Source organism: Rhizobium sp. 01N447_2 (assembly GCF_056399245.1).
In genome coordinates, this window is the sequence record NZ_JBFTQY010000020.1 from 16506 (window position 1) to 41244 (window position 24739).

The window sequence follows — 24739 nt, forward strand, 5'->3', positions numbered from 1 at the left end:
CAAAACTGTGCAGCGGTTTTGCGATAACGACATGCGTAAAAACAAAGACCTAAAGCGCGAGGGGCGAATCTGAAAGATCGCGACGCGCTTTAGGGCCTGTTCAGCGTAGCGCGCAGGCGCGGCGTCGCGAAATCGAGCAGCGCCCGCAGCTTCAGCGGCACCAGTCCCTGCGCGGGATAGACGAGATGCACCGGCGCCGGCGGCGGTTCGAAATCTTGGAGCAGCGGCACCAGCAGGCCGGCCATCTCGGCGCGTGCGGCCTGGTAGGAGAGCACGCGGGTGATGCCGAGGCCGGCGACAGCCGCATCGACCGCGGCCTCGGCAGTGTTGACGGCCAGCCGCGAGCGGATCGGCACTGCGAGATCATGTTTCCCCTCGGTGAATGTCCAGCTTAGCATCGAGGCCATACCCTCGAAGGTGACGCAGTCATGCCCAGCGAGATCGCCTGGATGCCGGGGCAGGGCGTGCCGCGTCAGATAATCCGGACTGGCATAGACCGTACGGCGGATCGCGCCGAGCCTTGTGGCGATCAGGTTGCTGTCCGGCAGGTTGCCGATCCTGAGCGCTACGTCGATATGATCCTCGACGAGGTTCGATAACCGGTCGCCAAGCATCAGCCTCAGATTGATATCGGGATAGGCTTTCAGGAAATCCACGACGACGGGTAGGACATGCAGCCGCCCGAAGACGATCGGTGCGGTCATCGTCAGCTCGCCCTTCGGGGTGCTGTATTCACCGGCTGCCGTCCGTTCCGCCTCTTCCACCCGATCGAGAATCTCCCGCGCCGCCTCGACATAGGAGCGGCCGGCTTCAGTCAGCGTGATCTTCCGGTTGCTCCGCTGCAGCAGCTGGGCGTTGAGATGTGCTTCCAGTTCTGAAACCTTGCGGCTGACGGTCGCGAGCGGCGATCGCAGATGCCGTGAGGCGGCCGACAGGCTGCCCTGTTCGACGACGGCAAGGAGCACGGTCATGGCGTCGAGGCGATCCATTCTATCCTTCCATAAATTGGTAACATGCCTTCCAGATTAGCATTCTACTGCAGTCAGATGGAAGGCAGTAAATTATGTAGCAGATGGTTCGAAGCGGCCATCGGCAACCGCGTCCCGTCGATTAGAAGACCAAAGGAACCATCATGAAACTCTATCATCACCCGCTTTCCGGCCATTCGCACCGGGCTCACCTGTTCCTGTCGCTGCTTGGCGTGCCCTATGAACTGGTCGAGGTCGACATGGCGGCAGGCGCCCACAAGGCTCCGGACTTTCTGAAGCTCAATCCCTTTGGCCAGGTGCCGGTGCTAGACGACAATGGCACGGTCATTGCCGATTCCTCTGCCATCCTCGTCTATCTCGCGCGCAAATACGGCCGCACCGACTGGCTGCCGGAAGAGGCGGTGGCCGCGGCGCGGATACAGAAATGGCTCTCGGTTGCATCAGGCGAGATCGCCTACGGACCATGTGCTGCGCGCCTGGTCACCGTATTCGGCGCCGATTTCCGCACCGACGAGGTGATCGGCCGGGCGCACCGCATTCTCGCGCTGATCGAGGCGGAGCTCCACGGCCGCAGCTTCCTGCTCGGCGACAATCCTGTGATCGCCGACGTGGCGCTCTACAGCTACATCGCCAATGCGCCGGAGGGTAATGTCGATATCTCGGCCTATCCAGGCGTTCGTGCCTGGCTTGCGCGCATTGAGGCGCTGCCGGGTTTCGTCGGTTTTCGCAAGACCAAGATCGGCCTTGCCGCGTGACAAGCCGCCGGGGCAGGTCGCTGTCCCGGTTCCCCAAATGGTGCTCAAAAGGAGGCCGTGATGCTCGAGCAGACAAGACAGGACGCCACATCGCCCTGGCATGTGGGTGAACTCGCCATGCAGCGCAGTGTCGGTGTCGCTGAACGCATGGATGGGCCGGGAAGAAAATTCGTCCGCAAGGCCATGCCGGAGCAGCACCGCGCCTTCTTTCCGATGCTGCCTTTCGTCGTGCTCGGCGCCGTCGATGCCAAGGGCGATGTCTGGGCAACGGTGCGGGCTGAGCGCCCGGGTTTCATGGCTTCGCCGGAGCCGGAGATTCTCGAGGTCCGCCTGCCGCGCGACGCAGCCGATCCTGCCGACGCCGGCATGGAGGACGGCGATGCGATCGCGATGCTCGGCATCCAGCTCGAGACCCGGCGGCGCAACCGGCTGAACGGCGTGATCCGCAGGACGGATGCTGGAGCTTTCCAAGTGCGCGTCGGCCAGAGCTTTGGCAATTGTCCGCAATATATCCAGCTTCGCTCTTCCGCCTTCGTCCGCGATCCCGATATGCCCACGACGATGCCACCCATTCATTCCGGCCAACTCGACGATCGGGCGCGACAGATGGTGGAGGGCGCCGATACGTTTTTCGTCGCCTCCTATGTCGACCGCGACAATGGCGAGCGGCAGGTGGACGTGTCCCATCGCGGCGGCAATGCCGGCTTCGTCCATATCGGCGCCGACGGCGTGCTGAGCATTCCCGACTTTCCCGGCAATCGGTTCTTCAACACGCTCGGTAATTTCCTCGTCAACCCGAAGGCGGGGCTGGTGTTCATCGATTTCGAAAGCGGCGACATGCTGCAGATGACGGGAAAGGTCGAGGTGCTGCTGGATTCGCCTGAGATCGCCACCTTTCAACGGKCGGAACGGCTGTGGCGCTTCACGCCCGAAGCGATCGTGCTTCGCCCGGACGCCCTGCCGCTGCGATGGAGCCAGCATCGCGACCTCTGAGGCGAAACGTCGCTTCGAGCCAGCTTGCCAACGAGTGCACCGATAGGTACAACAATAACCAATCAGTACAGGAGAGTTCATGTCCAGCCTCGTCCCGCCTTTCACCCTTGAGACCGCCACCCAGAAAGTCCGTCTTGCCGAGGATGGCTGGAACAGCCGTGATCCCGAGCGCGTCTCGCTCGTCTATACGCCGGACAGCCGCTGGCGGAATCGTGCCGAATTCATCACCGGCCGCGCCGAGATCGTCGCCTTCCTCACCCGCAAATGGGCAAAGGAGCTGGATTACCGGCTGATCAAGGAGATCTGGGCCTTCACCGATCATCGCATCGCCGTGCGCTTCGCCTATGAATGGCACGATGACAGCGGCAACTGGTTCCGCTCTTATGGCAACGAGAACTGGGAGTTCGACGCCGCCGGCTTGATGCAACGCCGCTTCGCCTGCATCAACGACCTGCCGATCCGGGAATCGGAGCGCAAGTACCATTGGCCGCTCGGCCGACGACCGGACGACCATCCCGGTCTGACCGAACTCGGCCTCTAAACAAGCCAAGGAAGCCGCGGGTGAAGACCGTCTACGAACGCGCCGACATCGTACCGCTGCTGGCGGAAATCTTCCGCGAGCTCGGCTATGAGGGCACGTCGCTCAGCCGCATCACCGAACGCACCGGCATCGGCAAGGGCAGCCTCTACCACTTCTTTCCCGGCGGCAAGGAGGAGATGGCGGGCGCCGTGCTCGCCGATGTCGATGCCTGGTTCGAACATGCGATCTATCAGCCGCTAAGAAAGGACGACGCCGATCAGGCGATCGCGGCGATGTGGACGAATGTGAGCGATTATTTCCGCTCCGGTCGTCGCATCTGCCTCGTCGGCGCCTTTGCGCTTGACGAGACCCGCGAGCGGTTTTCAGCAGCGATCGGCGATTATTTCATCCGCTGGATCGACGCCTTGCGTTCGGCGCTGATGCGGGCAGGCTGCCCCGAGGGGGAGGCGCAAACGCTCGCCGAAGAGGGCGTCGCGGGCATTCAAGGCGCGCTGGTGCTGTCGCGCGCGCTGGACGACAGGATGGTTTTTACCCGATCATTGGACACGCTGGCGAAACGGTTTGATTCTGTGATGCGATGAGGGGCGGTAATGTGATGAAGGGGCAAACCGCTGGGACGTTGATTGCAACTGTGAAAAATTCACCCGGCCACATCGACTGGCCGGGGCATTGATCGAGCGCAGCGCGGCGCTCGAGCTTACATTGGTAACGTTTTGCGTGTATTTCAGCGTTGTTGTTGAGGCTGCTGGGCCGGGCGCGTATTTTCCCGTTCAGGGCGAACCTGGCGCCATTCGTTTTCCATCTGATCGACGACATGCTGAGGAATGGTGGTTTGGCTATTGGCGGGCGTCTGCATCGGAAGTCTCCTCTGTTCGTGGTAAGGCTTCGGGGCAAGAAGATGCATTGCATAAGACAAAAGGCGTGTAAATCAGTGGTTTAAACACTTTAAACGATTAAATGGAATTTAATCGATTAAGACGGTTTTAACCATGATATTTCGAGGGAAGCGCGGAATGGTTGTCCACATGGACCGGGCATTCTTTTTCGATACGGTACGGCACCGACTCTTCAAAGGAAACCTGACTCAGCCTCAGGTAGTGGGCATCACGGCGATTCTCGACGCTTGGGAAGAACGGTTTGCCGATGCCGACCGGCGGTGGCTCGCCTATATCCTGGCAACCGCTTATCACGAGACTGCCTATACGATGCAGCCGGTGCGTGAGACGCTGGCGGAAAGCGATGCGCGCGCGGTCGAGATCCTGGAGACGGCCTTTGCCGCAGGCCGGCTCTCCTGGGTGAAGACGCCCTACTGGCGGCCGGACGAGGATGGCTGCAGCTGGCTCGGCCGCGGCCTGGTGCAGCTCACCCATAAGCGGAACTATGAGGCGATGAGTGCGCTGACGGGGATCGACCTCGTTGCCGAACCCGACCGGGCGATGGAGATGGATGCGGCGGTGACGATCCTGATCGAGGGCATGCTGCAGGGCAGCTTTACCGGCCACAAGCTCGCCGATCATCTGAATGCAACGACCGCCGACTGGGTGAATGCGCGCCGCATCGTCAATGGCACCGACCGGGCGGAAAAACTCGCAGCTTACGCCATGGATTTCGATGCGGCGATACGTCCCGATGCTGCGCATGGCATGCTCGCGCGGTTGAAGGCCTGGGGCTCGCATGTTATCGCYCGGCTGACGCCTGGAGCGCCACGCATCCGATAGGATGCGCCAAGGTCGCTCCATCATTTTGATAAATCTGACAGGAGCTTCCGCGTGATCCGTCATATCGTCTTCTTCACTGTGCAGGAGGAACATCTGCAGGAGGTGAGGGCCGGGCTTTCGATTCTGACCGGCATTCCGCATGCGCGGCTGCTGGAAATCGGCACCAACGTGAAGACCGATCAGCTGGGCACCGAGATCGATCTTGTGGTCTATGGCGAATTCGACGATGAGGCGGCCCTTGCCGCCTACAAGGCGCATCCCGATTACCAGCTCTCGATCGAGCGCGTGCGGCCACTCCGGGAAAAGCGCATCGCCGCCGATTACGACAGCCGCACGGCGGTGACGCGGCCGCTCTGAATTGCCAAAGCATTTAACTGCCAAGTTAGATTCAATTGAAATTTCAAATGGATGACTGACTGTCCGGATTCGGATCGTTGCGAAGCTGACTCAGCTTCTGAGCCACCGAACTCAACTTTCGAAAAAGCGGCGGCAAGCGATTCAAAAGATTCATCAAAAGGGGCTGTTGGTTCATGGTCTGGTTGCCGCAGCGGTTGCGGCGCGCGGGCTAAAAGCCGCTTTCGTCCATGCGTGGGTGATAATCAGGAGACATTAAGAATGGCTGACTCGGATGCGCGGGCGCCGCGCACCAGCGCCATCAGCATCAGCACGAAGGTGATCGACAATGCCGCGAGAACGGCGCAGGCGGCGAGCGCCGGGCCGGTGCCGGCGCGGTCGAGGATGGCGGTGAAGATGACCGGGGCGATGGCGTTGGCGAGATTTTGCGGCAGCGACAGCCTGGCCGATTGCAGTCCGAATTCGCGCGGTGAAAACAGCGCCAACGGCAGCAACGCGCGGGCGACGGTCATGACGCCGGCACCGAAGCCGTAGAGCAGGATGAAGGTGACGAGCAGCGGTGTCGACGGGCTGGCGACCAGCATTGTCAGGAAACTGAACATCACCAGACTGATACCCGTGATCGCACTGAGCATGGGGTTGCCGCGCCGGCCGAGCAGCATGTCGAGGAAACGCGCCGAGATGCCGATGACGCCGCGCGCCGAGCCGAGCTGCAGCGCAACGGCCGGCGAGGCGCCGGATTGGCGGAAGATCTCGAGCAGCGATGGGGAGATGCCGAAGGTGATGAAGGTCGAGATCGTCGTCGCCGCGGCAATCAGCAAGAAGGCCTTGCGCTGCGCCGCTTTCGATAGCGGCACCGGGGCGATTTCAGCCGCCCCGCCTTCGACATGCGTTGCGATCGGTTTCGGCAGGGCGAAAAGATGCAGCGGCAAGCAGACGAAGAATTGCAGCGCCGCGCAGACGAGAAAGGTGAGGCGCCAGCCGACCGTCTCGTTGAGCAGGCTGAGGATCGGCCAGAAGATGGCGCTCGACAGCCCGGTGAACAGCATCAGGATGGCGATGACGCGTTTGCCGTTCGCCCCCTCGCGCTCGACGACGGCGGTATAGGCTGGTGCCGAGAGGCCAAATGCGCCGCCGATGCCGATGATGACCCAGGCGCTGCCATAGAGCACGATGCCGTTTGCGGCGGCAAGCAGAAGCAGGCCAAGCGCAAAGGTCAGCGAGGCGGCCGAAAGTATACGGGCAGCACCATAGCGGCCGAGCCATCGGCCGGTCGCCGGACTGACGATGGCGCTGACCACCATCATGATCGTCAGGCCGGCAAATACCACCTCGTTCGCCAGGCCGAGATCCGGCGCTACGACGCGGCCCATGACCCCGAGCATGTCGAACGTCGTGYCCCAGCCGATCAGCTGGGTAACGGCAAGGACGGTGACCGTCTGCGCCGAGCGGAAGCGGGAGGATTTTGGCATTGGTGCTGAAACGGTCTGAAATGCGGGGGCAGCAAGGACATAACAGTTTCAACCGGCCCGGTGAAAGCGGCGGTCGGCAGGAATGAGAAGAGCGCGGACGATTCGCAGACAGAGACTATGGTGTCGGTCCCGCCGGCTCCCCACCTTTACGGGAGGGTGATAAAGAACGCGTGGATTCCAAGGCTGGAGGGCATCGTTTTGGCGCGCTATGGCGGCAGTTTCCAGGCGCTGAAACAGGCCGCCCCGAACAGTCGAGAACAGTTCTAAACACCCTGCATTACGGGGCATTCATTTGCCATTCAGGTCGCGTGAGTACATATTCGGGGCAAGTTGGAATTACCTTGAAAGCATAACACATGGCCTTTCCTCTGAGCGTCGCAGCATTGGCCGCCGGACTGGTGGTATCGGCGCCCTCACCGGACGCCACGAGCACTTTTGTCGTGCGTGTCGGAGGCGATTGCAGCGCCGCCGCAGCCCAGGTCGTCGAGCAGACCGGCGGCCAGCTGCTGTCCGTGCAACCGGTGGGTGATACCTGCATCATCACCGTTCTTGTGCAGGGCAACGGCCAGCGCCCACGCAAAGTCACGGTAAAGGTTCCGATGTAGGCGGAATCGGCTTATTCAGGACATTGATCGATTTGAAGCGGACGAAGGCGGACCGATGCGCATCCTGGTAGTCGAAGACGACGTTAATCTGAACCGGCAGTTGGCCGACACGCTGAAGGAGGCGGGCTATGTCGTCGACCAGGCGTTCGACGGCGAGGAAGGCCATTTCCTCGGCGACACCGAACCCTATGACGCCATCATCCTCGATATCGGCCTGCCGGAGATGGACGGGGTCACCGTTCTTGAGAAATGGCGCGGCGCCGGCCGCGGCGTGCCGGTGCTGATCCTGACGGCGCGCGACCGCTGGAGCGACAAGGTCGCCGGCATCGATGCCGGTGCCGACGATTACGTCACCAAGCCCTTCCATGTCGAGGAAGTGCTGGCCCGCATTCGGGCATTGATCCGGCGTGCGGCCGGGCATTCCTCATCCGAGATCATCTGCGGGCCGGTGCGCCTCGATACCAAATCCTCGAAGGCGACGGTCAACGGCACGACGCTGAAGTTGACCTCGCACGAATATCGGCTGCTTTCCTATCTTATGCATCACATGGGCGAGGTCGTCTCGCGCACGGAACTGGTCGAGCATATGTACGACCAGGATTTCGACCGTGATTCCAACACGATCGAAGTCTTCGTCGGCCGCCTGCGCAAGAAAATGGGCGTCGACCTGATCGAAACGGTGCGCGGTCTCGGTTACCGCATCCAAGCGCCGAAACATGCGAATTAAGTCGCTCACCGCACGTGTGTTGTTGCTGACCACGGTCTGGTCGACGGTGGCGCTGGTGGTGATCGGCCTCTTGATCTCCACCCTCTACCGCAAGAGCGCCGAACGCGGGTTCCAGGATCTGTTGAGGGCGCAGCTCTACAACGTCATCAATTCGGTGACGATCGGCGATCAGGGCGCACTCAGCGGCAGCCCGCAGCTCGGCGACCTGCGCTTTGCCCAGCCGAAGACCGGCTGGTACTGGGTGGTGGAGCCGCTCGGCACCTATACGACAGCTCCGCTGGTGTCGCCTTCGCTCGGCTCGGCGCTCATCCCGGTTCCCTCCGTCGTCGAGGCGCCTTTCGACAAGAATTACGAGCGGTACTATCAGGTGACGGATGCCTCCGGGAACCGTGTGCAGGTGGCCGAGACCGAAGTGGTGCTTGATACCGACGGGCGCGCGGCACGCGTCCGCGTCACCGGCAATGTCGATGTCGTCGAGGACGACGTGCGCACCTTTTCCCACAGCCTCTATCTCGCGCTTGCCGGTTTCGGCGTCGGCAGCCTGATCGTCAACGCCCTGGCGATTCTCTATGGCCTGAAGCCGCTCGACAAGGCACGCGCCGCACTGGAGCGTATCCGCGCCRGCGAGAGCGAGCAGCTGAAAGGCGACTTCCCGCGCGAAATCCTGCCGCTCGCCAACGAGGTGAATGCGCTGATCGACAGCAACCGCCGCATCGTCGAGCGGGCCCGCATGCAGGTCGGCAATCTCGCGCATTCGCTGAAGACGCCGATCGCCGTGCTGCTCAACGAGGCGCGCGTCCTGGAGAAATCCCATGGCGAGCTGGTCCGCAGCCAGGCGGAATCGATGCAGGGGCAGGTGCAGTCCTATCTCAATCGGGCGCGCATTGCCGCGCAGCGCGAATCCGTGCTCGCCCGCACCGATGCCGAGCCGGCGCTAGAGCGGCTGGTGCGCGTCATGCGCCGGCTGAACGTCGATACCGAATTCGATCTCGTCGTTTCGCCGCCGCATCTGGCCGTTGCCATGGAGCAGCAGGATCTCGAGGAGACCGTCGGCAATCTCCTGGAAAATGCGGCGCGTTTTGCCAAGAGCAGGGTGCGGCTCTCGGCCGTCGAGGCCGGCGAGGATGTGAAGGGGGTTGAGGCGAGCGCGCGCCGCCACTGGGTGGAGCTCGCCGTCGAGGATGACGGGCCGGGCCTGGAGCCGGATCAGATCCGCGAGGCGCTGAAACGTGGCCGCAGGCTCGACGAAAGTAAGCCGGGAACCGGGCTCGGCCTTTCGATCGTCACCGAGATTTCCAATGAGTACCAGGGACGGCTCGAGCTTTCCCGCGGTGAATGGGGCGGGCTGAAGGCGAAGCTTATCCTGCCTGGCGTCACAAAGGATGTTGCATGAGCAACTGCTTGATGTCACAAAGATACTGGCAAATGCATAGCATGCTTTGCCTTAATGCTGACACGGGGACGCTGCACTTCGATCGGCTGAAATTGACCCCTGATCGTGGTTCGACGCAATGATTTTACGCTCGCAAGGCATGATCGCTTCCGCTCTTCTCGTCGCCGTCGCGCTGTCCGGCTGCACGACGACGAAGAGCGCCGCCTCGCGCGGCATTTTTTCGAGCAAGCCCTCGGCATCGGCTGCCTTCATCACCGCGCTGCAGGGCGGCATCGTCGGCCGCAGCGGCGTGACGCTGAACGACAGCGACAAGCAGCGGGCGCTCGAGGCGGAATATCGGGCCTTGGAAGGGGCCGCCGTCGGCCAGCCTGTGCTCTGGACCGGCAAGGACGTGATCGGCAAGGTCGTTGCGGCTGCGCCCTATCAGGTCGGTTCGCAGAACTGCAGGCAATACACCCACACGCTGACCGTCGACGGCAAGGACACGGTGGCGCGGGGCGCTGCCTGCCGCAACGACGACGGTAGCTGGTCACCGCTCTGAATTGCGGCTTATAGAGCGCCGCGCGTCCGACAGGACGAGCTAAGGACGCTCTATCACTTTATACCAGCACATAGGGATTATGTGCTAGCCTCAAATCTTCGTCATTCCGGCTTTGGCAGTTGGAATGAAGGCGCGCTTCACGTATTTGGGCGACATGCTGTTCTGGATTCTCGTTGCCGCTTTGACGGCAGCCCTCGCCGTCATCCTGCTCTACCCCCTTCTGCGCGGAGCGAAGGCGGCGGATAATATCCGTGCGGGCGAGACGGCGGTCTATCGCGACCAGTTGCGCGAACTCGACCGCGATCTCGATGGCGGGCTGATCACCCCGGAGGAGGCTGACTATGCCAGGGCGGAAATCGGTCGGCGGCTGATCGCCGTGTCTGCTGACGAGCCGGCTGAGACACTGAAACCCGCGCGGCATCACCGTTTCACCGAGGCCTTCGTCCTCCTGCTCTTGCCGGTTCTCGGCCTCTGTCTTTATTTGACGACGGGCAGGCCGGACCTGCCCTCGCAGCCGCTCGAAGCGCGGCTGGAAAACCCTGGCAACGACGTGGCGGTGCTGATCACCAAGGCGGAACGGCACCTGGCTGAGAAACCTGATGACGGCAAGGGCTGGGACGTGCTGGCGCCGATCTATTTCCGCACGATGCGCGTCAACGACGCGCAAGTGGCCTACCGCAACGCCATCCGGCTTCTCGGCCCGAGCCCGGTCCGGCTCGATGGCCTTGCCGAGACGCTGATGGCGGTCTCCGATGGGGTGGTGACGGAGGAGGCGCGCCAGGTGCTGGAACAATCGCTGATGCTGGAGCCTGACAATCCGCGCGCCCGCTTCTATATCGCCCTTAGCATGGAGCAGGCGGGACGGCCCGATGAGGCGCGCCAGGCCTTCGAGGCGCTGGCGAAACAATCGCCCGCCGATGCGCCCTGGCTGCCGCTGGTCAACCAGCATATCGCCATGAACGGCGGCGCGCCGGCAGGCGCCGGTTCGGCTGCCCCGGGCGCCGGTTCGGCTGCCCCGGGCACCAATCCAAGTGCCCCAGGCAATCCCACGCAGCAGGATATGGCGGCGGCCGAGGCCATGAACGCCGGCGACCGGCAGCAGATGATCCGCGGCATGGTCGAAAGCCTCGATGCCAAGCTCAGCGAGGATCCGAACAATTTCGAGGGATGGATGCGGCTCGTCCGCTCTTACGCCGTATTGAACGATAAGGATCGCGCCGCCGGCGCCCTGAAGCGCGGGCTTGCGGCCTTTCCGCCGCCCGGCGAACAGGGCAGGCAATTGCTGGCGCTTGCCAGGGAACTCGGCATAGCCACGGAGGGAGCGACGCAATGACGCGCAAGCAGAAGCGCCTCGCGGTGATTGCGGGCGGGATGGGATTCATCCTCGCCGCCGTGCTGCTGGTGATGTTCGCCTTCAGCCAGTCGGTCGCCTATTTCTACATGCCGGCGGATCTGGCCAAGACGCCGGTGGCGCCGGAAACCCGCATCCGTCTTGGCGGCCTGGTCGGGGAAGGCAGCGTCGTGCGCGGCACCGGCTCGACGGTGGAATTTGCCGTTACAGACGGCAGCACCAATGCCGTGAAGGTCAAATATACCGGCATCCTTCCCGATCTCTTCCGCGAGGGCCAGGGCGTCGTCACCGAAGGCATGTTCACTGCCGGAACGAACGTCTTCGTCGCCGACACCGTGCTTGCCAAGCATGACGAGACCTATATGCCGAAGGACGTGGCCGACAGGCTGAAAGCCCAGGGGCTGTGGAAGGAAGGCCAAGGCCAGGAAGCTCAGGGCCAGGAAAACTCTGGGAAACAAGCTCAGGGGAAACAAGTTCAGGGGCAGGAAGTGAAGGCGACGCCATGATCATCGAGATCGGCCACTACGCGCTGGTGCTGGCGCTGGCCACGGCGCTCATCCTCTCCATCGTGCCGGTGATCGGAGCCCGTCGTCACGACCGGGCGATGATGGATGTGGCGACGGTTGGCTCGCTGGCGATGTTTGCGCTTGTCACCTTCTCCTTCGCCGTGCTGACCTATGCCCATGTCGTCTCGGATTTCTCTGTCAAAAACGTCTGGGAGAATTCGCATTCGCTGGTGCCGCTGCTCTACAAATACTCCGGCGTCTGGGGCAATCACGAGGGATCGATGATGCTCTGGCTGTTGATCCTGACGCTGTTCAGCGCGCTGGTCGCCGTCTTCGGCCGCAATCTGCCGGAGACGCTGAAGGCCAACGTATTGGCCGTGCAGGCCTGGATTTCGGTCGCCTTCACGCTGTTCATTCTGTTGACCTCCAATCCCTTCCTGCGGCTTGACCCGGCGCCGGCCGAGGGCCGCGATCTCAATCCGGTGCTTCAGGATGTTGGTCTGGCGATCCACCCGCCGCTGCTCTATCTCGGTTATGTCGGCTTCTCCGTCTGCTTCTCCTTTGCCGTTGCTGCCCTGCTAGAAGGACGCATCGACGCCGCCTGGGCGCGCTGGGTGCGGCCCTGGACGCTGGCCGCCTGGACCTTTCTGACGCTTGGCATCGCCATGGGCTCCTACTGGGCCTATTACGAGCTCGGCTGGGGCGGCTGGTGGTTCTGGGACCCGGTGGAAAACGCCTCCTTCATGCCATGGCTCGCCGGCACCGCCCTGCTGCATTCGGCGCTTGTCATGGAAAAGCGCGAGGCGCTGAAGATCTGGACGGTGCTGCTCGCCATCCTCACCTTCTCGCTGTCGCTGATGGGCACCTTCCTGGTGCGCTCCGGCGTGCTGACCTCGGTGCATGCCTTTGCCAGCGACCCCTCCCGCGGCGTCTTCATTCTCTGCATCCTGCTGATCTTCATCGGCGGGGCGCTGTCGCTGTTTGCCTTCCGCGCGCCGAAGCTCGCCGCCGGCGGGCTGTTTGCGCCGATCTCGCGCGAGGGCGCGCTCGTCGTCAACAATCTGATCCTGACGGTCGCCTGCGGCACGGTGCTCACCGGCACGCTCTATCCGCTGCTGCTGGAAACGCTGACCGGCGACAAGATCTCCGTCGGACCGCCTTTCTTCAACCTGACCTTCGGCCTGCTGATGGCGCCGCTGATCGTCATCGTGCCGTTCGGGCCGATGCTGGCCTGGAAGCGCGGCGATCTGCTCGGCGCGCTGCAGCGGCTCTATGTCGTCGCAGGCCTCGCCTTCCTTGCCGCAGTGGTCTTCTTCTACATCGAACATGGCGGGCCGGTGCTTGCCGTCCTCGGCCTGGCTGCCGGGCTGTTCCTGGTCCTCGGTGCGGTCGCCGATCTCTGGTATCGCGCCGGCATCGGCAAGGTCGCGGGCAGCCTTGCCTGGCGCCGGCTTTCCGGCCTGCCGCGTTCGGCCTTCGGCACGGCGCTTGCCCATGCCGGGCTCGGCGTCACCGTGCTCGGCATCGTCGCGGTGACGACCTTCCAGAGCGAACACGTCATCGAGATGAAGCCCGGCGAGGTGACCGAGGCTGGCGGTTACAGCCTGCATTTCGACGGCATGCAGCCGGGGACCGGGCCGAACTATACCGAGGAGCGCGGCCACTTCACCATCCGTCGTGCCGGTGTCGCGGTTGCCGATACCTGGTCGGCCAAGCGGCTCTATACCGCCCGGCAGATGCCGACGACGGAGGCGGGCATCCTGACCTTCGGGCTCAGCCAGCTTTACGTATCGCTCGGTGACGCCACCAAGGATGGCGGCATCGTCGTGCGCATCTGGTGGAAGCCGTTCATTCTCTGCATCTGGGGTGGAGCGGTGATCATGGCCTTTGGCGGCCTTGTCTCGCTCAGCGACCGGCGCCTGCGTGTCGGCGCCCCGCGCCGCAAGGCGAAGCCGGCAAAGCCGGCAGCTCCTGCAATGGAGCCGGCCGAATGATGCGCCGTCTCCTCCTGGCTGTCGCTTTGCTGCTGATGGCCGCCCCCGCCTTTGCCGTCAATCCGGACGAGGTGCTGGCCGATCCGGCGCTCGAAGCGCGCGCCCGCGCCCTTTCGGCGGAACTGCGCTGCATGGTCTGCCAGAACCAGTCGATCGACGATTCCAACGCCGACCTGGCCAAGGACCTGCGCCTGCTGGTGCGCGAGCGCATCACCGATGGCGACAGCGACGAAGCGGTGCTGACCTATATCGTCTCGCGCTACGGCGAGTTCGTGCTTTTGAAGCCGCGTGTCAGCATGAAGACGGGGCTGCTCTGGGGCGCACCGCTGCTGCTGGTGCTCGCCGGCGGGCTGTCACTGCTGGTCTTTGCCCGCAACAGGGTCGGCAAGCCGACCGGAAGCAAGCTGACGGCCGACGAGCAGGCGAAGCTGAGCGAGCTTCTGAAGAAATAGCCTATCGGGCAGAGCCAGTTGGCCGCATCCAGGCCGCCAGAGAAGCCAGCGGCGCGGTTGGCCAAAAGCAAACCTTGCAAACATTACCAACTTTTCATTGGCCGGACAGTTCGCAGTAAGGTGCGGCGTCCTATATCCTTAGTCATCGACTGATCCGGCGTCGCCGGTCTGAAGATCTAAGAACAAGAGAAGGTGCTCCAATGCTCAAGAATTTCAACGGACGTCCGTCCCTCGCCACTGTGCTCAAGGCTTCTACCGTTGCCGGTATCGCAGCCGCTGTGCTCGCAACCGGCGTTCCGCTCGAAATCACCCGGTCTTATGCCGAAGCTGTCAAGGTTCAGGCGCCTGCCGTTCCGAGCTTCGCCAATGTCGTCGACGCCGTTTCGCCGGCCGTCGTTTCCGTCCGGGTCGAAAACCGCGTCAATCCCGTCTCCGACAACAATGACGGCTTCTCCTTCGATTTCAACGGCCGCGGCTTCGACGACCTTCCCGACGATCATCCGCTGAAGCGGTTCTTCAAGCAGTTCGGCCAGGATCCGAATGACCAGCAGGGCCATCCCAAGCGTTTCGGCCAGAACGGACCGAATGGTGGTCCGAATGGTCCGGGCGGCAAGGGTCGCCTCCGCCCCGTTGCCCAGGGCTCTGGCTTCTTCATCTCCGAGGATGGCTATATCGTCACCAACAACCACGTCGTTTCCGATGGGCAGGCCTTCGTCGCCGTCATGAATGACGGTACCGAGCTCGATGCCAAGCTGATCGGCAAGGATCCGCGCACCGACCTCGCCGTGCTGAAGGTCGACGGCAAGGGCAAGAAGTTCACCTACGTCAACTGGGCCGACGACAACAATGTCCGCGTCGGCGACTGGGTCGTTGCCGTCGGCAATCCCTTCGGTCTCGGCGGCACGGTCACGGCCGGCATCGTCTCGGCTCGCGGCCGCGATATCGGCTCCGGTCCTTATGACGATTACCTGCAGGTGGATGCCGCCGTGAACCGCGGCAACTCCGGCGGTCCGACCTTCAACCTCAGCGGCGAAGTCGTCGGCATCAACACCGCAATCTTCTCGCCGTCGGGCGGCAGCGTCGGCATCGCCTTCGCCATTCCCGCCTCGACCGCCAAGGACGTCGTCGCCGATCTGATGAAGGATGGCCAGGTCTCGCGCGGCTGGCTGGGTGTCCAGATCCAGCCGGTGACCAAGGATATCGCCGAATCCATCGGCCTTTCCGAGCCGAGCGGCGCCCTCGTCGTCGCCCCGCAGGCCGGGTCGCCGGGTGACAAGGCAGGCATGAAGGCCGGCGACGTCGTCACCGCGCTGAATGGTGAGACGATCAAGGATGCCCGTGATCTCAGCCGCCGCATCGGCGCGATGCAGCCAGGCAGCAAGGTCGAGCTTTCGGTCTGGCGCGCCGGCAAGGCCCAGCCTCTCACCGTCGAACTCGGTACGCTGCCGGTCGACCAGAAGGATGCGGCTGCCGATGACAACAGCCAGCCGCAGCAGCCTGAGGCACCGGCTTCCGAGAAGGCGCTTGCCGATCTCGGCCTGACRGTCGGCCCTTCCGATGACGGCAAGGGCCTGGCGATCACCGGCATCGACCCGGACTCCGACGCTGCCGACAAGGGCATCAAGGAAGGCGAGAAGATCACTTCGGTGAACAACCAGGAGGTCTCCAGCCCCGACGAGGTCGTCAGGGTGCTGAACCAGGCCAAGAAGGACGGCCGCACCCGCGCGCTCTTCCAGATCCAGTCCAATGAAGGAAGCCGTTTCGTAGCGCTTCCGATCAACGGCCAGGGCTGATCCCTAAGACAACTTGGAGCCGTGCGGACGAAAGTCCGCGCGGCTCGATTCTTCTGACCTTTGAAGGATGATCGCGATGAGCGCCGCCCCGCAGGAAGATGCTTTGAGCCTTGCCGAAACGCAGCTGGTGGGTAATGTCGGCCGCATGAAGATTCTCATCATCGAAGATGATCTCGAAGCCGCGGTCTACCTCACGAAAGCCTTTCGCGAGGCGGGCATCGTCGCCGATCACGCCAGCGACGGCGAGAGCGGCCTGTTCATGGGGTCGGAAAATACCTACGACGTCATCGTCATCGACCGCATGCTGCCGCGCCGCGACGGGCTTTCCGTCATCAGCGAGTTGCGCCGCAAGGCCATCCATACGCCGGTCCTCATCCTCTCCGCGCTCGGCCAGGTCGATGACCGCGTGACCGGTCTTCGTGCCGGCGGCGACGACTACCTGCCGAAGCCCTATGCCTTCAGCGAGTTGCTGGCGCGCGTTGAGGTGCTCGGCCGCCGCAAGGGCACGCCGGATCAGGACGTCGTCTATCGCGTCGGCGATCTCGARCTCGACCGSCTCTCCCAYGAGGTSCGCCGYGGCGGCAAGGARATCCYGCTGCAGCCGCGCGAATTCCGCCTGCTCGAATATCTGATGAAGAATGCCGGCCAGGTGGTGACCCGCACCATGCTGCTCGAAAACGTCTGGGACTATCACTTCGACCCGCAGACCAACGTCATCGACGTTCATGTCTCGCGCCTGCGTTCGAAGATCGAAAAGGACTACAGCCAGCCGCTCCTGAAGACCATTCGCGGCGCGGGGTATATGATCAAGGATGAGGGATGAGCCGTTTCAAGGTTCTCTTCAAGTCCACTGCAGTCCGCCTTTCGGCACTCTACATCCTGCTTTTCGCCATCTGCGCCGCGACGCTCGTCTTCTATGTGACGGCGATGTCGGAGCGGCTGCTGACGGGCCAGATCCGCGACGCCGTCAGGCAGGAGGTGGAGCAGGTGCAGCGCGCCTACGACACCGGCGGCATGAACCTTCTGCTGCGCACGATGGAGCGGCGTGCCCGCCAGCCGGGTGCCAACCTCTACATCATCGCCGGCCCCTCGGGCGATATTCTCGCCGGCAACGTCGCCTCGGTGCAGCCGGGTGTCTTCGAGGAGATCGGCTGGACTTCCGCGCCCTTCGGCTACCAGCGTTATACCGACAGCGGCGTCGAGCGCCGCCATAGGGCGATCGCCAATATCTTCGTGCTCGACAATGGCCTCAGAATCCTGATCGGCCGCGACCTCGGCGACCCCGAGCGTTTCCGTCTGCTGGTGCGCCAGGCGCTGATGGTGGCCCTGGCGATCATGGGGCTTGGCGCGATCATCATCTGGTTCGCCATCGGCCGCAACGCGCTGAAACGCATCGACCGCATGTCGGATGCCAGCAAGAAGATCATGGCCGGCGATCTGTCGCAGCGCCTGCCGGTGGGCGGATCGGGCGATGAATTCGACCGCTTGTCGATGTCTTTGAATACCATGCTGGAGCGCATCGAGAAGCTGAACGAGGGCCTGCGGCAGGTCTCCGACAACATCGCCCATGATCTCAAGACGCCGCTGACGCGGCTGCGCAACAAGGCGGCCGATGCGCTCGATATCGCCGACGGCGAGACGCGGCGCACCGCGCTCGAAGGCATCATTTCCGAATCGGATCAGCTGATCCGCACCTTCAACGCGCTGTTGATGATCTCCCGCGTCGAGGCCGGATCGGTCGCGGCTGAAATGTCGCCAGTCGAGCTTTCGGCCATCGTCTCCGATAGCGCCGAGCTTTACGAACCGGCGGCGGAGGAGGCCGGGCTCGGCCTGAGCTCCAGCATCGAACCGGATGTCGAGGTGCAGGGCAATCGCGAGCTGATCGGCCAGGCGATCTTCAACCTGCTCGACAATGCCATCAAATATTCCGCCGATACCGAAGGCGCGGGCAAAGTGTCGCTGAAACTCGCCCGCCGCCCGGACGGCATCTGCCTTTCCGTGGCCGACTACGGACCGGGCGTTCCGGCCGACCGGCGAGACGACGTGGTGAAGCGCTTCGTCCGCCTCGATGAAAGCCGGTCGAAGCCCGGGACGGGGCTCGGGCTTTCGCTGGTGGAAGCGGTGATGGAGCTGCACAATGGCCGGTTGGAACTCTCCGATACCGATCCTGATAAGCCGGAACAGCGCGGATTGACCGTCAGCATGATCTTCCCGGCCAAGGCTGCCTGATGGTTCGATGCCGATGATCGGCTGAATCGCGTATTGGCGGTTTTCCGCCGAGACCCTAGTTTAATGCCGGTTGAAGGAGGCGTTCCCGCGATTCTGCGGGACCGTTCCTGAGGCGCGAAAGCAGGGAGAGCGTATGCTGACGAAATCGACGCATGGCCTGAAGGATGTCGCCGAAGGGCTGCTGCGTCCGCTGAACCAGACGGAGTTGAAGCTGGCGCTGGCCGACCTTCAGGAGGCCGGCAGGAGCGAGCCGTCGGTGGCTGCGATGCTGAAGACGGAAGGCCCGCTTCGCGATTTCATTGCTGCCGTGCTGACGCTGTCGCCTTATCTGCGCGAAATCGTCAATCTCGATCCCGCTATCCTCGCCGGCGCCATCACCGAACCGCTGGAGCCGCAGATCGAGGCGCTGGTCGCCGAGGCGCGGCGCTGCTGGCAACGGGACGGCGAGGGGGCGGCGCCTTCGGAATCCGTGGTGATGAGCAGGCTGCGCATCATCAAGCGCAAGGTGGCTTTCCTCGTCGCACTCGCCGATCTTGCGCGCATCTTCGACGGCCGGGCGACGACAGCCTGGCTGAGYGAGCTTGCCGAAGCTTCGGTTGCCGCCGCGATCGACCATCTGCTGCTGGCGGCGCATGAGGGTGGAAAGCTGCGGCTGCGGGATCTGGCAGCACCGAGCGACGGCTCCGGGCTGATCGTGCTCGGCATGGGCAAACTCGGCGCATCCGAACTCAACTATTCCTCCGATATCGACCTCGTCGTCGTCTTCGACGAAGAGGCCGGTATCGTGCCCGACCCGGACGACGCGATCGAGGTCTTCCCGAGGATGATGCGCCGGCTGGTGCGCATCCTGCAGGAGCGCACAGCCGACGGCTACGTCTTCCGCACCGATCTCAGATTGCGCCCCGATCCCGGTTCGACGCCGCTGGCGATCCCGGTCGATGCGGCGATGATCTATTACGAGGGCAGGGGCCAGAACTGGGAGCGGGCGGCCTTCATCAAGGCGCGCGCCGTTGCCGGCGACCTTACGGCGGGCGGCGATTTCCTGCGCGGCCTTGCCCCTTTCGTCTTCCGCAAATATCTCGATTACGCGGCGATTGCCGATATCCATTCGATCAAGCGGCAGATCCATGCGCATAAGGGCCACGGCGCCATCGCGGTCAAGGGTCATAACGTCAAGCTCGGCCGCGGCGGTATTCGCGAGATCGAATTCTTCGTCCAGACCCAGCAGCTGATCGCCGGCGGTCGCATGCCGGCCTTGCGCGGCCGGGCGACGGAGGAAACGCTCGGAGAACTCACCAAGGCGAAATGGATCGACGCGGAAACCCGCGACGAACTGACGGAGGCCTACTGGTTCCTGCGCGATGTCGAGCATCGCATCCAGATGGTGCGCGACGAGCAGACCCACCTGCTGCCGGAAACGGATGCCGACCTGAAGCGCATCGCCTTCATGATGGGATTTTCCGACACGCCGAGCTTCTCCGAACGGCTGGTCGGCGTGCTGAAGACGGTCGAGCGGCGTTATGCCCACCTCTTCGAACAGGAGAGCAGGCTTTCCACCGACACCGGAAATCTTGTCTTCACCGGCCAGGGCGACGACCCGGATACGCTGGAGACGCTGAAGAAACTCGGTTTTACCAGGCCGTCCGATATTTCCCGCATCATCCGCACCTGGCACTATGGCCGCTACCGCGCGACGCAATCGGTTGAAGCGCGTGAAAGGCTGACGGAGCTGGCGCCGTTGCTCCTGCGGGTCTTCGGCGAAAGCAAGCGCGCCGACGAGGCGCTGCTGCGCTTCGACAGCTTCATCTCCGGCCTTCCCTCCGGCATCCAGCTCTTCTCGCTGCTCGGCAGCAACCCGGCGCTGCTGTCGCTGATCGTCAACATCATGTCCTCGGCACCCCGGCTTGCCGAGGTGATCGCCGCCAAGCCGCATGTCTTCGACGRCATGCTCGATCCCGGCCTGATGGCCGAGCTGCCGACGCGCGATTATCTCGGTGAACGGCTGAAGGGTTCGCTTGCCCAGGCGCGCCACTATGAAGAGGTGCTCGACCGGCTGCGCATCTTCGCCGCCGAGCAGCGCTTCCTGATCGGCATCCGCCTGCTCACCGGTGCGATCAACGGCGTGATGGCCGCACGCGCCTTCACGCATCTCGCCGACCTCGTCATTGCGGCGGCACTCGATGCCGTGGTGAGCGAGATGCGGGCAGCACATGGCGATTATCCCGGCGGGCGCATCGCGGTCGCCGGCATGGGCAAGCTCGGCAGTTTCGAGCTGACGGCCGGTTCCGACATCGATCTGATCCTGCTCTATGATTATGACGACGCGGCCTCCGAATCCGATGGGCCGAAGCCGCTCGACGCGACGCGTTACTTCACCCGCATCACCCAGAGGCTGATGGCCGCCTTGTCGGCGCCGACCGCCGAAGGTGTGCTCTATGAGGTCGACATGCGGCTGCGCCCATCCGGCAACAAGGGGCCGGTCGCCACCCGCATCAATGCCTTCGGCAAGTACCAGCGCGAAGAAGCATGGACCTGGGAGCATATGGCGCTTAACCRCGCCCGGCTGATCTGCGGCAATGAGAGCTTGATCGCCGAAGCGGAACTGATCGTCCGGGAGGTGCTGTCGGCCGATCGCGATATTGCCAAGGTGGCGCATGACGTCGCCGAAATGCGCGAACTGATCGACAAGGAAAAACCGCCATCCGGCCCGTGGGACCTGAAGCTGATCCCCGGCGGCGTCATCGATCTCGAATTCATCGCCCAGTACCTGGCGCTGATCGCGCCGACCAGGGGCGTCGGCATTGCCGTCAATGGGATGAGCACCGGCGAGGCCCTGAAGGTGCTTGGCGACCGGCTGATGGCAACCGTCGATCTCGACATATGCCTCGAGGCTTTCGCGCTTTATACCGGCCTTTCGCAACTGATCCGCCTCTCCATCGACGGCCTGTTCGATCCGAAGGACGCGCCGGCGGGCCTCGTCGAACTCGTCTGCCGCGCTGGCGACTGCCCTGACATCAAGACGCTGGAAGGAGAGGTGAAGCGGCTTTCGAAAGCGGTTCGGAAAATATTCCTGAATGTCGTGAAAGCCTGATCTCACATCAGATGGAACAACCGCGAGGATTATCGCGAGCATCGCCTGTCGGAATCTCGTTTAGCCAATCGTCTTCAGGACAGGCAAGCGATGGAGAACACCAATGACGATTACCATTACCGCTTTTGAACGGTCGCCCGATCGCGGCAGGGGTCTGGCGCGCGACATGCGCGTTCGCTGGGCGCTCGAAGAGGTTGGCCAGCCTTACGACGTTCGTCTTGTTTCGTTCAAAGAGATGAAGGAACCGGCGCATCTGGCGCTGCAGCCTTTCGGGCAGATCCCGACCTATGAAGAAGGCGATCTCGCTTTATTCGAGTCCGGCGCCATCGTCTTCCATATCGGCGAGCGCCATGCAGGCCTGCTGCCGGACGATGCGAATGCCCGGGCGCGCGTGCTCACATGGATGTTTGCTGCGCTCAACACGGTGGAACCACCGATCTTCGACCGTGCTCTCGTCATGATCCTCGAGCGCGACAAGCCTTGGTACGACCAGCGCCTTTCTGCCCTCGAGGGCAGCATCCGGAAACGGCTGAGCGACCTCTCCCGTCGCCTTGGCGATGCCGACTGGCTCGACGGTGCGTTCAGCGCCGGTGACCTGCTAATGGTGTCGGTGCTGCTCAGGTTGAAAGGATCTGCTATCCTGGAGGAATATTCGAACCTCTCTGCCTATGTCGCCCGCGGCGAAGCGCGGCCCGCCTACAAGCGTGCTTTCGCCGCTCAATTGGCGGTTTTCACCACCGCGTCGACCGACTGAAAAAAGGTCGACTCTGGTCCTGGCCTAGATATCGTCGGGGATGCGCAGCGAGATCACCGTGCCGACCGCTTCGCGTGAGCGGATCTTCATGCGGCCGCCATGCAGCGAGGTCAGTGAGCGGGAGATGGCGAGCCCGAGGCCGGAGCCCCCCTTGCTCTTGGCATACTGGCTCTGCACCTGCTCGAAGGGCTGGCCGATCTTCGACAGCGCCGAGCGTGGAATGCCGATGCCGGTGTCGGCAATGGTGACGAAGACGGCGCCGTCGACGCGGCGTGTACGCAACGCAATGCGTCCGCCATTGTCGGTGAACTTCACCGCATTGGAGAGCAGGTTGAGCAGCACCTGTTTCATTGCCCGGCGGTCGGCCATCAGCGTCAGGCCGGAGCAGATGCGCTGTTCGATGACGATGTTCTTTTCAGCTGCGGGCATGGCGGTGAAGCGCAGGCTTTCCTCGATCAGCGGTACGAGGTCGATGCGCTCGCAGTGCAGCCTGACATGGCCCGCCTCGATCTTCGACATGTCGAGGATATCGTTGATGACGTTGAGCAGATGTTTGCCGCTGTCATGGATATCGCGGGCATATTCGTCATATTTCAGCGAGCCGAGCGGCCCGAACATCTGGTTCTGCAGGATCTCCGAGAAGCCGAGGATGGCGTTGAGCGGCGTGCGCAGCTCGTGCGACATGTTGGCGAGGAACTCCGATTTCGCCTTGTTGGCGGCCTCGGCGCGTTCCTTCTCCGCCTGGTAGTTGGCGTTGGCCGTCGACAGCTCGGATTTCTGGGTCTCCAGCGTCTGGCGCGAGGCGGAAAGATCGCCGATTGTCGCCATCAGCCGGCGTTCGGATTCGCGCAGCCGCTCCTGATGACGTTTCATCAACGTGATGTCTGTTCCCACCGAGACCTTGCCGCCGTCGCGGGTGCGTCGTTCGTTGATCTGCAGCCAGCGCTCGTCGGCAAGCTGCACTTCCGTCGTACGCGAATAGCCGGAGCCGTCCGCATCGGAAATCCGCCGCTCGATGACAGGACGGGCCGCCGCCGCATTGACGGTCGAGCGCTCAGTGCCGGGCACGAGTACGCTGTCCGGCAGGCCATAAGCCTGCTGGAAATGCGTGTTGCACATGACGAGCCGATCGTTCTTGTCCCAGAGCACGAAGGCTTCCGAGGTGCATTCGATCGCGTCGGCCAGGCGCTGGTCGGCTTCTGCGTAGCGCTGGGCGAGCCGATGCTGTTCGGTCACGTCCATGGCGATGCCGATCAGGTGCATGCGGCCGGAATTGCTGCGGATCACCTGGGCACGCGCCCGCATCCAGACATAGTGGCCGCCGGCATGGCGCATGCGGAAGATCTGATCGACCTGGCCGGAAGCGCCCTTGCCGATGGCGCGGGCGATCTCGTAGAGCCCGCCGTCATCGGGATGCATCAGCCGGGCGGCTTCGCCGAAGCCCATCGTCTTGTCGGAACCCGGCAGGCCGAGCATGTCGTACATCGAGCGCGACCAGAAGAATTCGCGGTTCTCGAAATCGAAGTCCCAGAGGCCGCAGCGGCCACGCGACAGCGCCGTCTCGACGCGCAGGTTCGACTCCAGGAAGATGTCGTCGGCATCGCGGGCGCGCTTCACCTGCGTGTAATAGGCATAGAGGATGACGAGCAGGATCGAGGAGATGCCGGCAAACAGCGTGACGTTGAGCGCCAGTTCCTCGCGCCAGAGCCGGCCGATCTCGTCGAGCGAGGTGGCGGCGACGATATAACCGCCGGCATTGCCCATCAGCGTGATCTCGGCATAATGCGGTACGCCGCCGATCGTCGTCTCGATGACGCCGGCGCGATCGCCGAAACGCCGGATCGCCGAAACCTCGGGGAAGAAATCGCCGACATTGGTGCCCACATGCGAAAGACCGGCGGTGGTCGCCGCAAAAACCTTGCCGCTTGCCTGCACGAGCAGCACGAAGGCGCCGCTGTCCAGCCGGTCCTGCGGCAGGAATTTGGCGAGGCGAGCCTGCGCCCCGCTGATATCGCCGCTGTCGAAGATGTCGGCCGCATCGGCAAACACCGCAGAGGCGGTCGCCGCCGAAAGGGCTGTGGCATGGCGCGCAGAGGCCTCCAGGCGCCCATATTCGCTCATCATGCCGAAGAAATGCGAGGCGGCGACGACGGAGAGGAATGCGACGATCAGTGCCGGAATGGCCCGCTTCAAGACGAGCTCGGCCTTCGGCAGATAACGGAGAAGTGGTTCCGATGTCGCATGGCCCGAAAGGCTGTCGCGCCAGGCTTTCAGCCCGTCAAATTCGACACGCAGCCGTCCTCCGGCCACGGTTGCCCGCCGCACGTCCATCATCTCTTCGCCTTGTCCCTCATGTGATTCGCGCGCCGCTCGCTCGAACCTGACCTAGAGAATCATGGGTGATTCGCCTTGTCCAGAGGCAAAGGTAAAAATCCGTTAACTATTTATAATTTCGGGTTTTTCCAGGTGATTCGGGGGAGC

General features: G+C 63.1%; 23 protein-coding genes. 19 read left to right on the forward strand and 4 right to left on the reverse strand.

What is annotated here, in order from left to right; all coding sequences use genetic code 11:
• Positions 1 to 89 precede the first annotated feature (89 nt).
• Positions 90 to 989: a LysR family transcriptional regulator gene (locus tag AC1ECN_RS16550; protein ID WP_018070960.1), complete on the reverse strand. Its 900-nt coding sequence runs from the start codon at positions 987 to 989 to the stop codon at positions 90 to 92.
• Positions 990 to 1132: 143 nt separating this feature from the next.
• Between AC1ECN_RS16550 and AC1ECN_RS16555 the strand changes: the two genes are divergently transcribed.
• The 4 genes from AC1ECN_RS16555 (at position 1133) to AC1ECN_RS16570 (ending at position 3859) form a co-directional block, all read left to right on the forward strand.
• The gene (locus AC1ECN_RS16555; RefSeq protein WP_018070961.1) at positions 1133 to 1744 is read left to right on the forward strand and encodes a glutathione S-transferase family protein; all 612 of its coding nucleotides are present in this window, start codon (positions 1133 to 1135) and stop codon (positions 1742 to 1744) included.
• A gap of 60 nt (positions 1745 to 1804) precedes the next feature.
• Positions 1805 to 2737 (forward strand): flavin-nucleotide-binding protein, encoded by a 933-nt coding sequence (locus AC1ECN_RS16560; RefSeq protein ID WP_477953564.1) that lies wholly within the window; start codon positions 1805 to 1807, stop codon positions 2735 to 2737.
• Between the two features lie 79 nt (positions 2738 to 2816).
• A complete protein-coding gene (locus tag AC1ECN_RS16565; protein ID WP_017963583.1) occupies positions 2817 to 3278 on the forward strand; it encodes a nuclear transport factor 2 family protein in 462 nt (153 codons plus the stop codon).
• A gap of 20 nt (positions 3279 to 3298) precedes the next feature.
• Entirely contained in the window at positions 3299 to 3859 is a 561-nt protein-coding gene (locus tag AC1ECN_RS16570; protein ID WP_018070963.1) for a TetR/AcrR family transcriptional regulator, read from the forward strand.
• A gap of 143 nt (positions 3860 to 4002) precedes the next feature.
• Here AC1ECN_RS16570 and AC1ECN_RS16575 read toward each other — a convergent pair whose 3' ends face one another.
• Entirely contained in the window at positions 4003 to 4134 is a 132-nt protein-coding gene (locus AC1ECN_RS16575) for a hypothetical protein (RefSeq protein ID WP_003546730.1), read from the reverse strand.
• 157 nt (positions 4135 to 4291) lie between these two features.
• On the opposite strand from AC1ECN_RS16575, the gene AC1ECN_RS16580 reads away from it, so the two are divergent.
• Together AC1ECN_RS16580 and AC1ECN_RS16585 are read left to right on the forward strand one after the other, a co-directional pair.
• Entirely contained in the window at positions 4292 to 4996 is a 705-nt protein-coding gene (locus AC1ECN_RS16580) for a hypothetical protein (protein WP_018070964.1), read from the forward strand.
• Positions 4997 to 5047: 51 nt separating this feature from the next.
• Positions 5048 to 5353 carry a Dabb family protein gene (locus AC1ECN_RS16585; RefSeq protein ID WP_007626707.1) on the forward strand — a complete coding sequence of 102 codons (306 nt, stop codon included), beginning with the start codon at positions 5048 to 5050 and terminating at the stop codon, positions 5351 to 5353.
• 242 nt (positions 5354 to 5595) lie between these two features.
• Here AC1ECN_RS16585 and AC1ECN_RS16590 read toward each other — a convergent pair whose 3' ends face one another.
• Entirely contained in the window at positions 5596 to 6822 is a 1227-nt protein-coding gene (locus tag AC1ECN_RS16590) for an MFS transporter (protein WP_477953566.1), read from the reverse strand.
• A gap of 356 nt (positions 6823 to 7178) precedes the next feature.
• Here AC1ECN_RS16590 and AC1ECN_RS16595 point away from each other — a divergent pair, with 356 nt between their 5' ends.
• The 13 genes from AC1ECN_RS16595 (at position 7179) to AC1ECN_RS16655 (ending at position 22258) form a co-directional block, all read left to right on the forward strand.
• Positions 7179 to 7427: a hypothetical protein gene (locus tag AC1ECN_RS16595; protein ID WP_017963587.1), complete on the forward strand. Its 249-nt coding sequence runs from the start codon at positions 7179 to 7181 to the stop codon at positions 7425 to 7427.
• 55 nt (positions 7428 to 7482) lie between these two features.
• On the forward strand, positions 7483 to 8154 hold the full coding sequence (locus tag AC1ECN_RS16600) for a response regulator transcription factor (RefSeq protein WP_003546765.1): 672 nt from the start codon (positions 7483 to 7485) through the stop codon (positions 8152 to 8154).
• Positions 8144 to 9547, forward strand: a complete 1404-nt coding sequence (locus AC1ECN_RS16605; protein ID WP_477953569.1) for an ATP-binding protein — start codon at positions 8144 to 8146, stop codon at positions 9545 to 9547. Before AC1ECN_RS16600 ends, AC1ECN_RS16605 begins: the two co-directional genes overlap by 11 nt.
• A 118-nt stretch (positions 9548 to 9665) precedes the next feature.
• Positions 9666 to 10088 carry a hypothetical protein gene (locus AC1ECN_RS16610; RefSeq protein ID WP_130661270.1) on the forward strand — a complete coding sequence of 141 codons (423 nt, stop codon included), beginning with the start codon at positions 9666 to 9668 and terminating at the stop codon, positions 10086 to 10088.
• A gap of 154 nt (positions 10089 to 10242) precedes the next feature.
• Complete coding sequence (gene ccmI, locus AC1ECN_RS16615; protein ID WP_456320605.1) at positions 10243 to 11421, forward strand: c-type cytochrome biogenesis protein CcmI; 1179 nt, start codon at positions 10243 to 10245, stop codon at positions 11419 to 11421.
• Positions 11418 to 11945: a cytochrome c maturation protein CcmE gene (ccmE, locus tag AC1ECN_RS16620; protein ID WP_130661272.1), complete on the forward strand. Its 528-nt coding sequence runs from the start codon at positions 11418 to 11420 to the stop codon at positions 11943 to 11945. Before ccmI ends, ccmE begins: the two co-directional genes overlap by 4 nt.
• Positions 11942 to 13939 (forward strand): heme lyase CcmF/NrfE family subunit, encoded by a 1998-nt coding sequence (locus AC1ECN_RS16625; protein WP_024322861.1) that lies wholly within the window; start codon positions 11942 to 11944, stop codon positions 13937 to 13939. Before ccmE ends, AC1ECN_RS16625 begins: the two co-directional genes overlap by 4 nt.
• Positions 13936 to 14391: a cytochrome c-type biogenesis protein gene (locus AC1ECN_RS16630; RefSeq protein ID WP_018070971.1), complete on the forward strand. Its 456-nt coding sequence runs from the start codon at positions 13936 to 13938 to the stop codon at positions 14389 to 14391. Before AC1ECN_RS16625 ends, AC1ECN_RS16630 begins: the two co-directional genes overlap by 4 nt.
• A gap of 200 nt (positions 14392 to 14591) precedes the next feature.
• Positions 14592 to 16184: a Do family serine endopeptidase gene (locus tag AC1ECN_RS16635; RefSeq protein WP_130672290.1), complete on the forward strand. Its 1593-nt coding sequence runs from the start codon at positions 14592 to 14594 to the stop codon at positions 16182 to 16184.
• A 67-nt stretch (positions 16185 to 16251) separates the two neighbouring features.
• Positions 16252 to 17007: a response regulator transcription factor gene (locus tag AC1ECN_RS16640; RefSeq protein ID WP_477953572.1), complete on the forward strand. Its 756-nt coding sequence runs from the start codon at positions 16252 to 16254 to the stop codon at positions 17005 to 17007.
• Complete coding sequence (locus tag AC1ECN_RS16645; RefSeq protein ID WP_018070975.1) at positions 17004 to 18413, forward strand: sensor histidine kinase; 1410 nt, start codon at positions 17004 to 17006, stop codon at positions 18411 to 18413. The genes AC1ECN_RS16640 and AC1ECN_RS16645 overlap by 4 nt, the downstream gene beginning before the upstream one ends.
• A gap of 133 nt (positions 18414 to 18546) precedes the next feature.
• Positions 18547 to 21504: a bifunctional [glutamine synthetase] adenylyltransferase/[glutamine synthetase]-adenylyl-L-tyrosine phosphorylase gene (locus AC1ECN_RS16650; RefSeq protein ID WP_477953574.1), complete on the forward strand. Its 2958-nt coding sequence runs from the start codon at positions 18547 to 18549 to the stop codon at positions 21502 to 21504.
• Positions 21505 to 21607: 103 nt separating this feature from the next.
• The gene (locus tag AC1ECN_RS16655) at positions 21608 to 22258 is read left to right on the forward strand and encodes a glutathione S-transferase family protein (RefSeq protein ID WP_075224851.1); all 651 of its coding nucleotides are present in this window, start codon (positions 21608 to 21610) and stop codon (positions 22256 to 22258) included.
• Between the two features lie 24 nt (positions 22259 to 22282).
• Here AC1ECN_RS16655 and AC1ECN_RS16660 read toward each other — a convergent pair whose 3' ends face one another.
• The gene (locus AC1ECN_RS16660) at positions 22283 to 24592 is read right to left on the reverse strand and encodes a PAS domain-containing sensor histidine kinase (RefSeq protein ID WP_130672291.1); all 2310 of its coding nucleotides are present in this window, start codon (positions 24590 to 24592) and stop codon (positions 22283 to 22285) included.
• Positions 24593 to 24739: the final 147 nt, after the last annotated feature.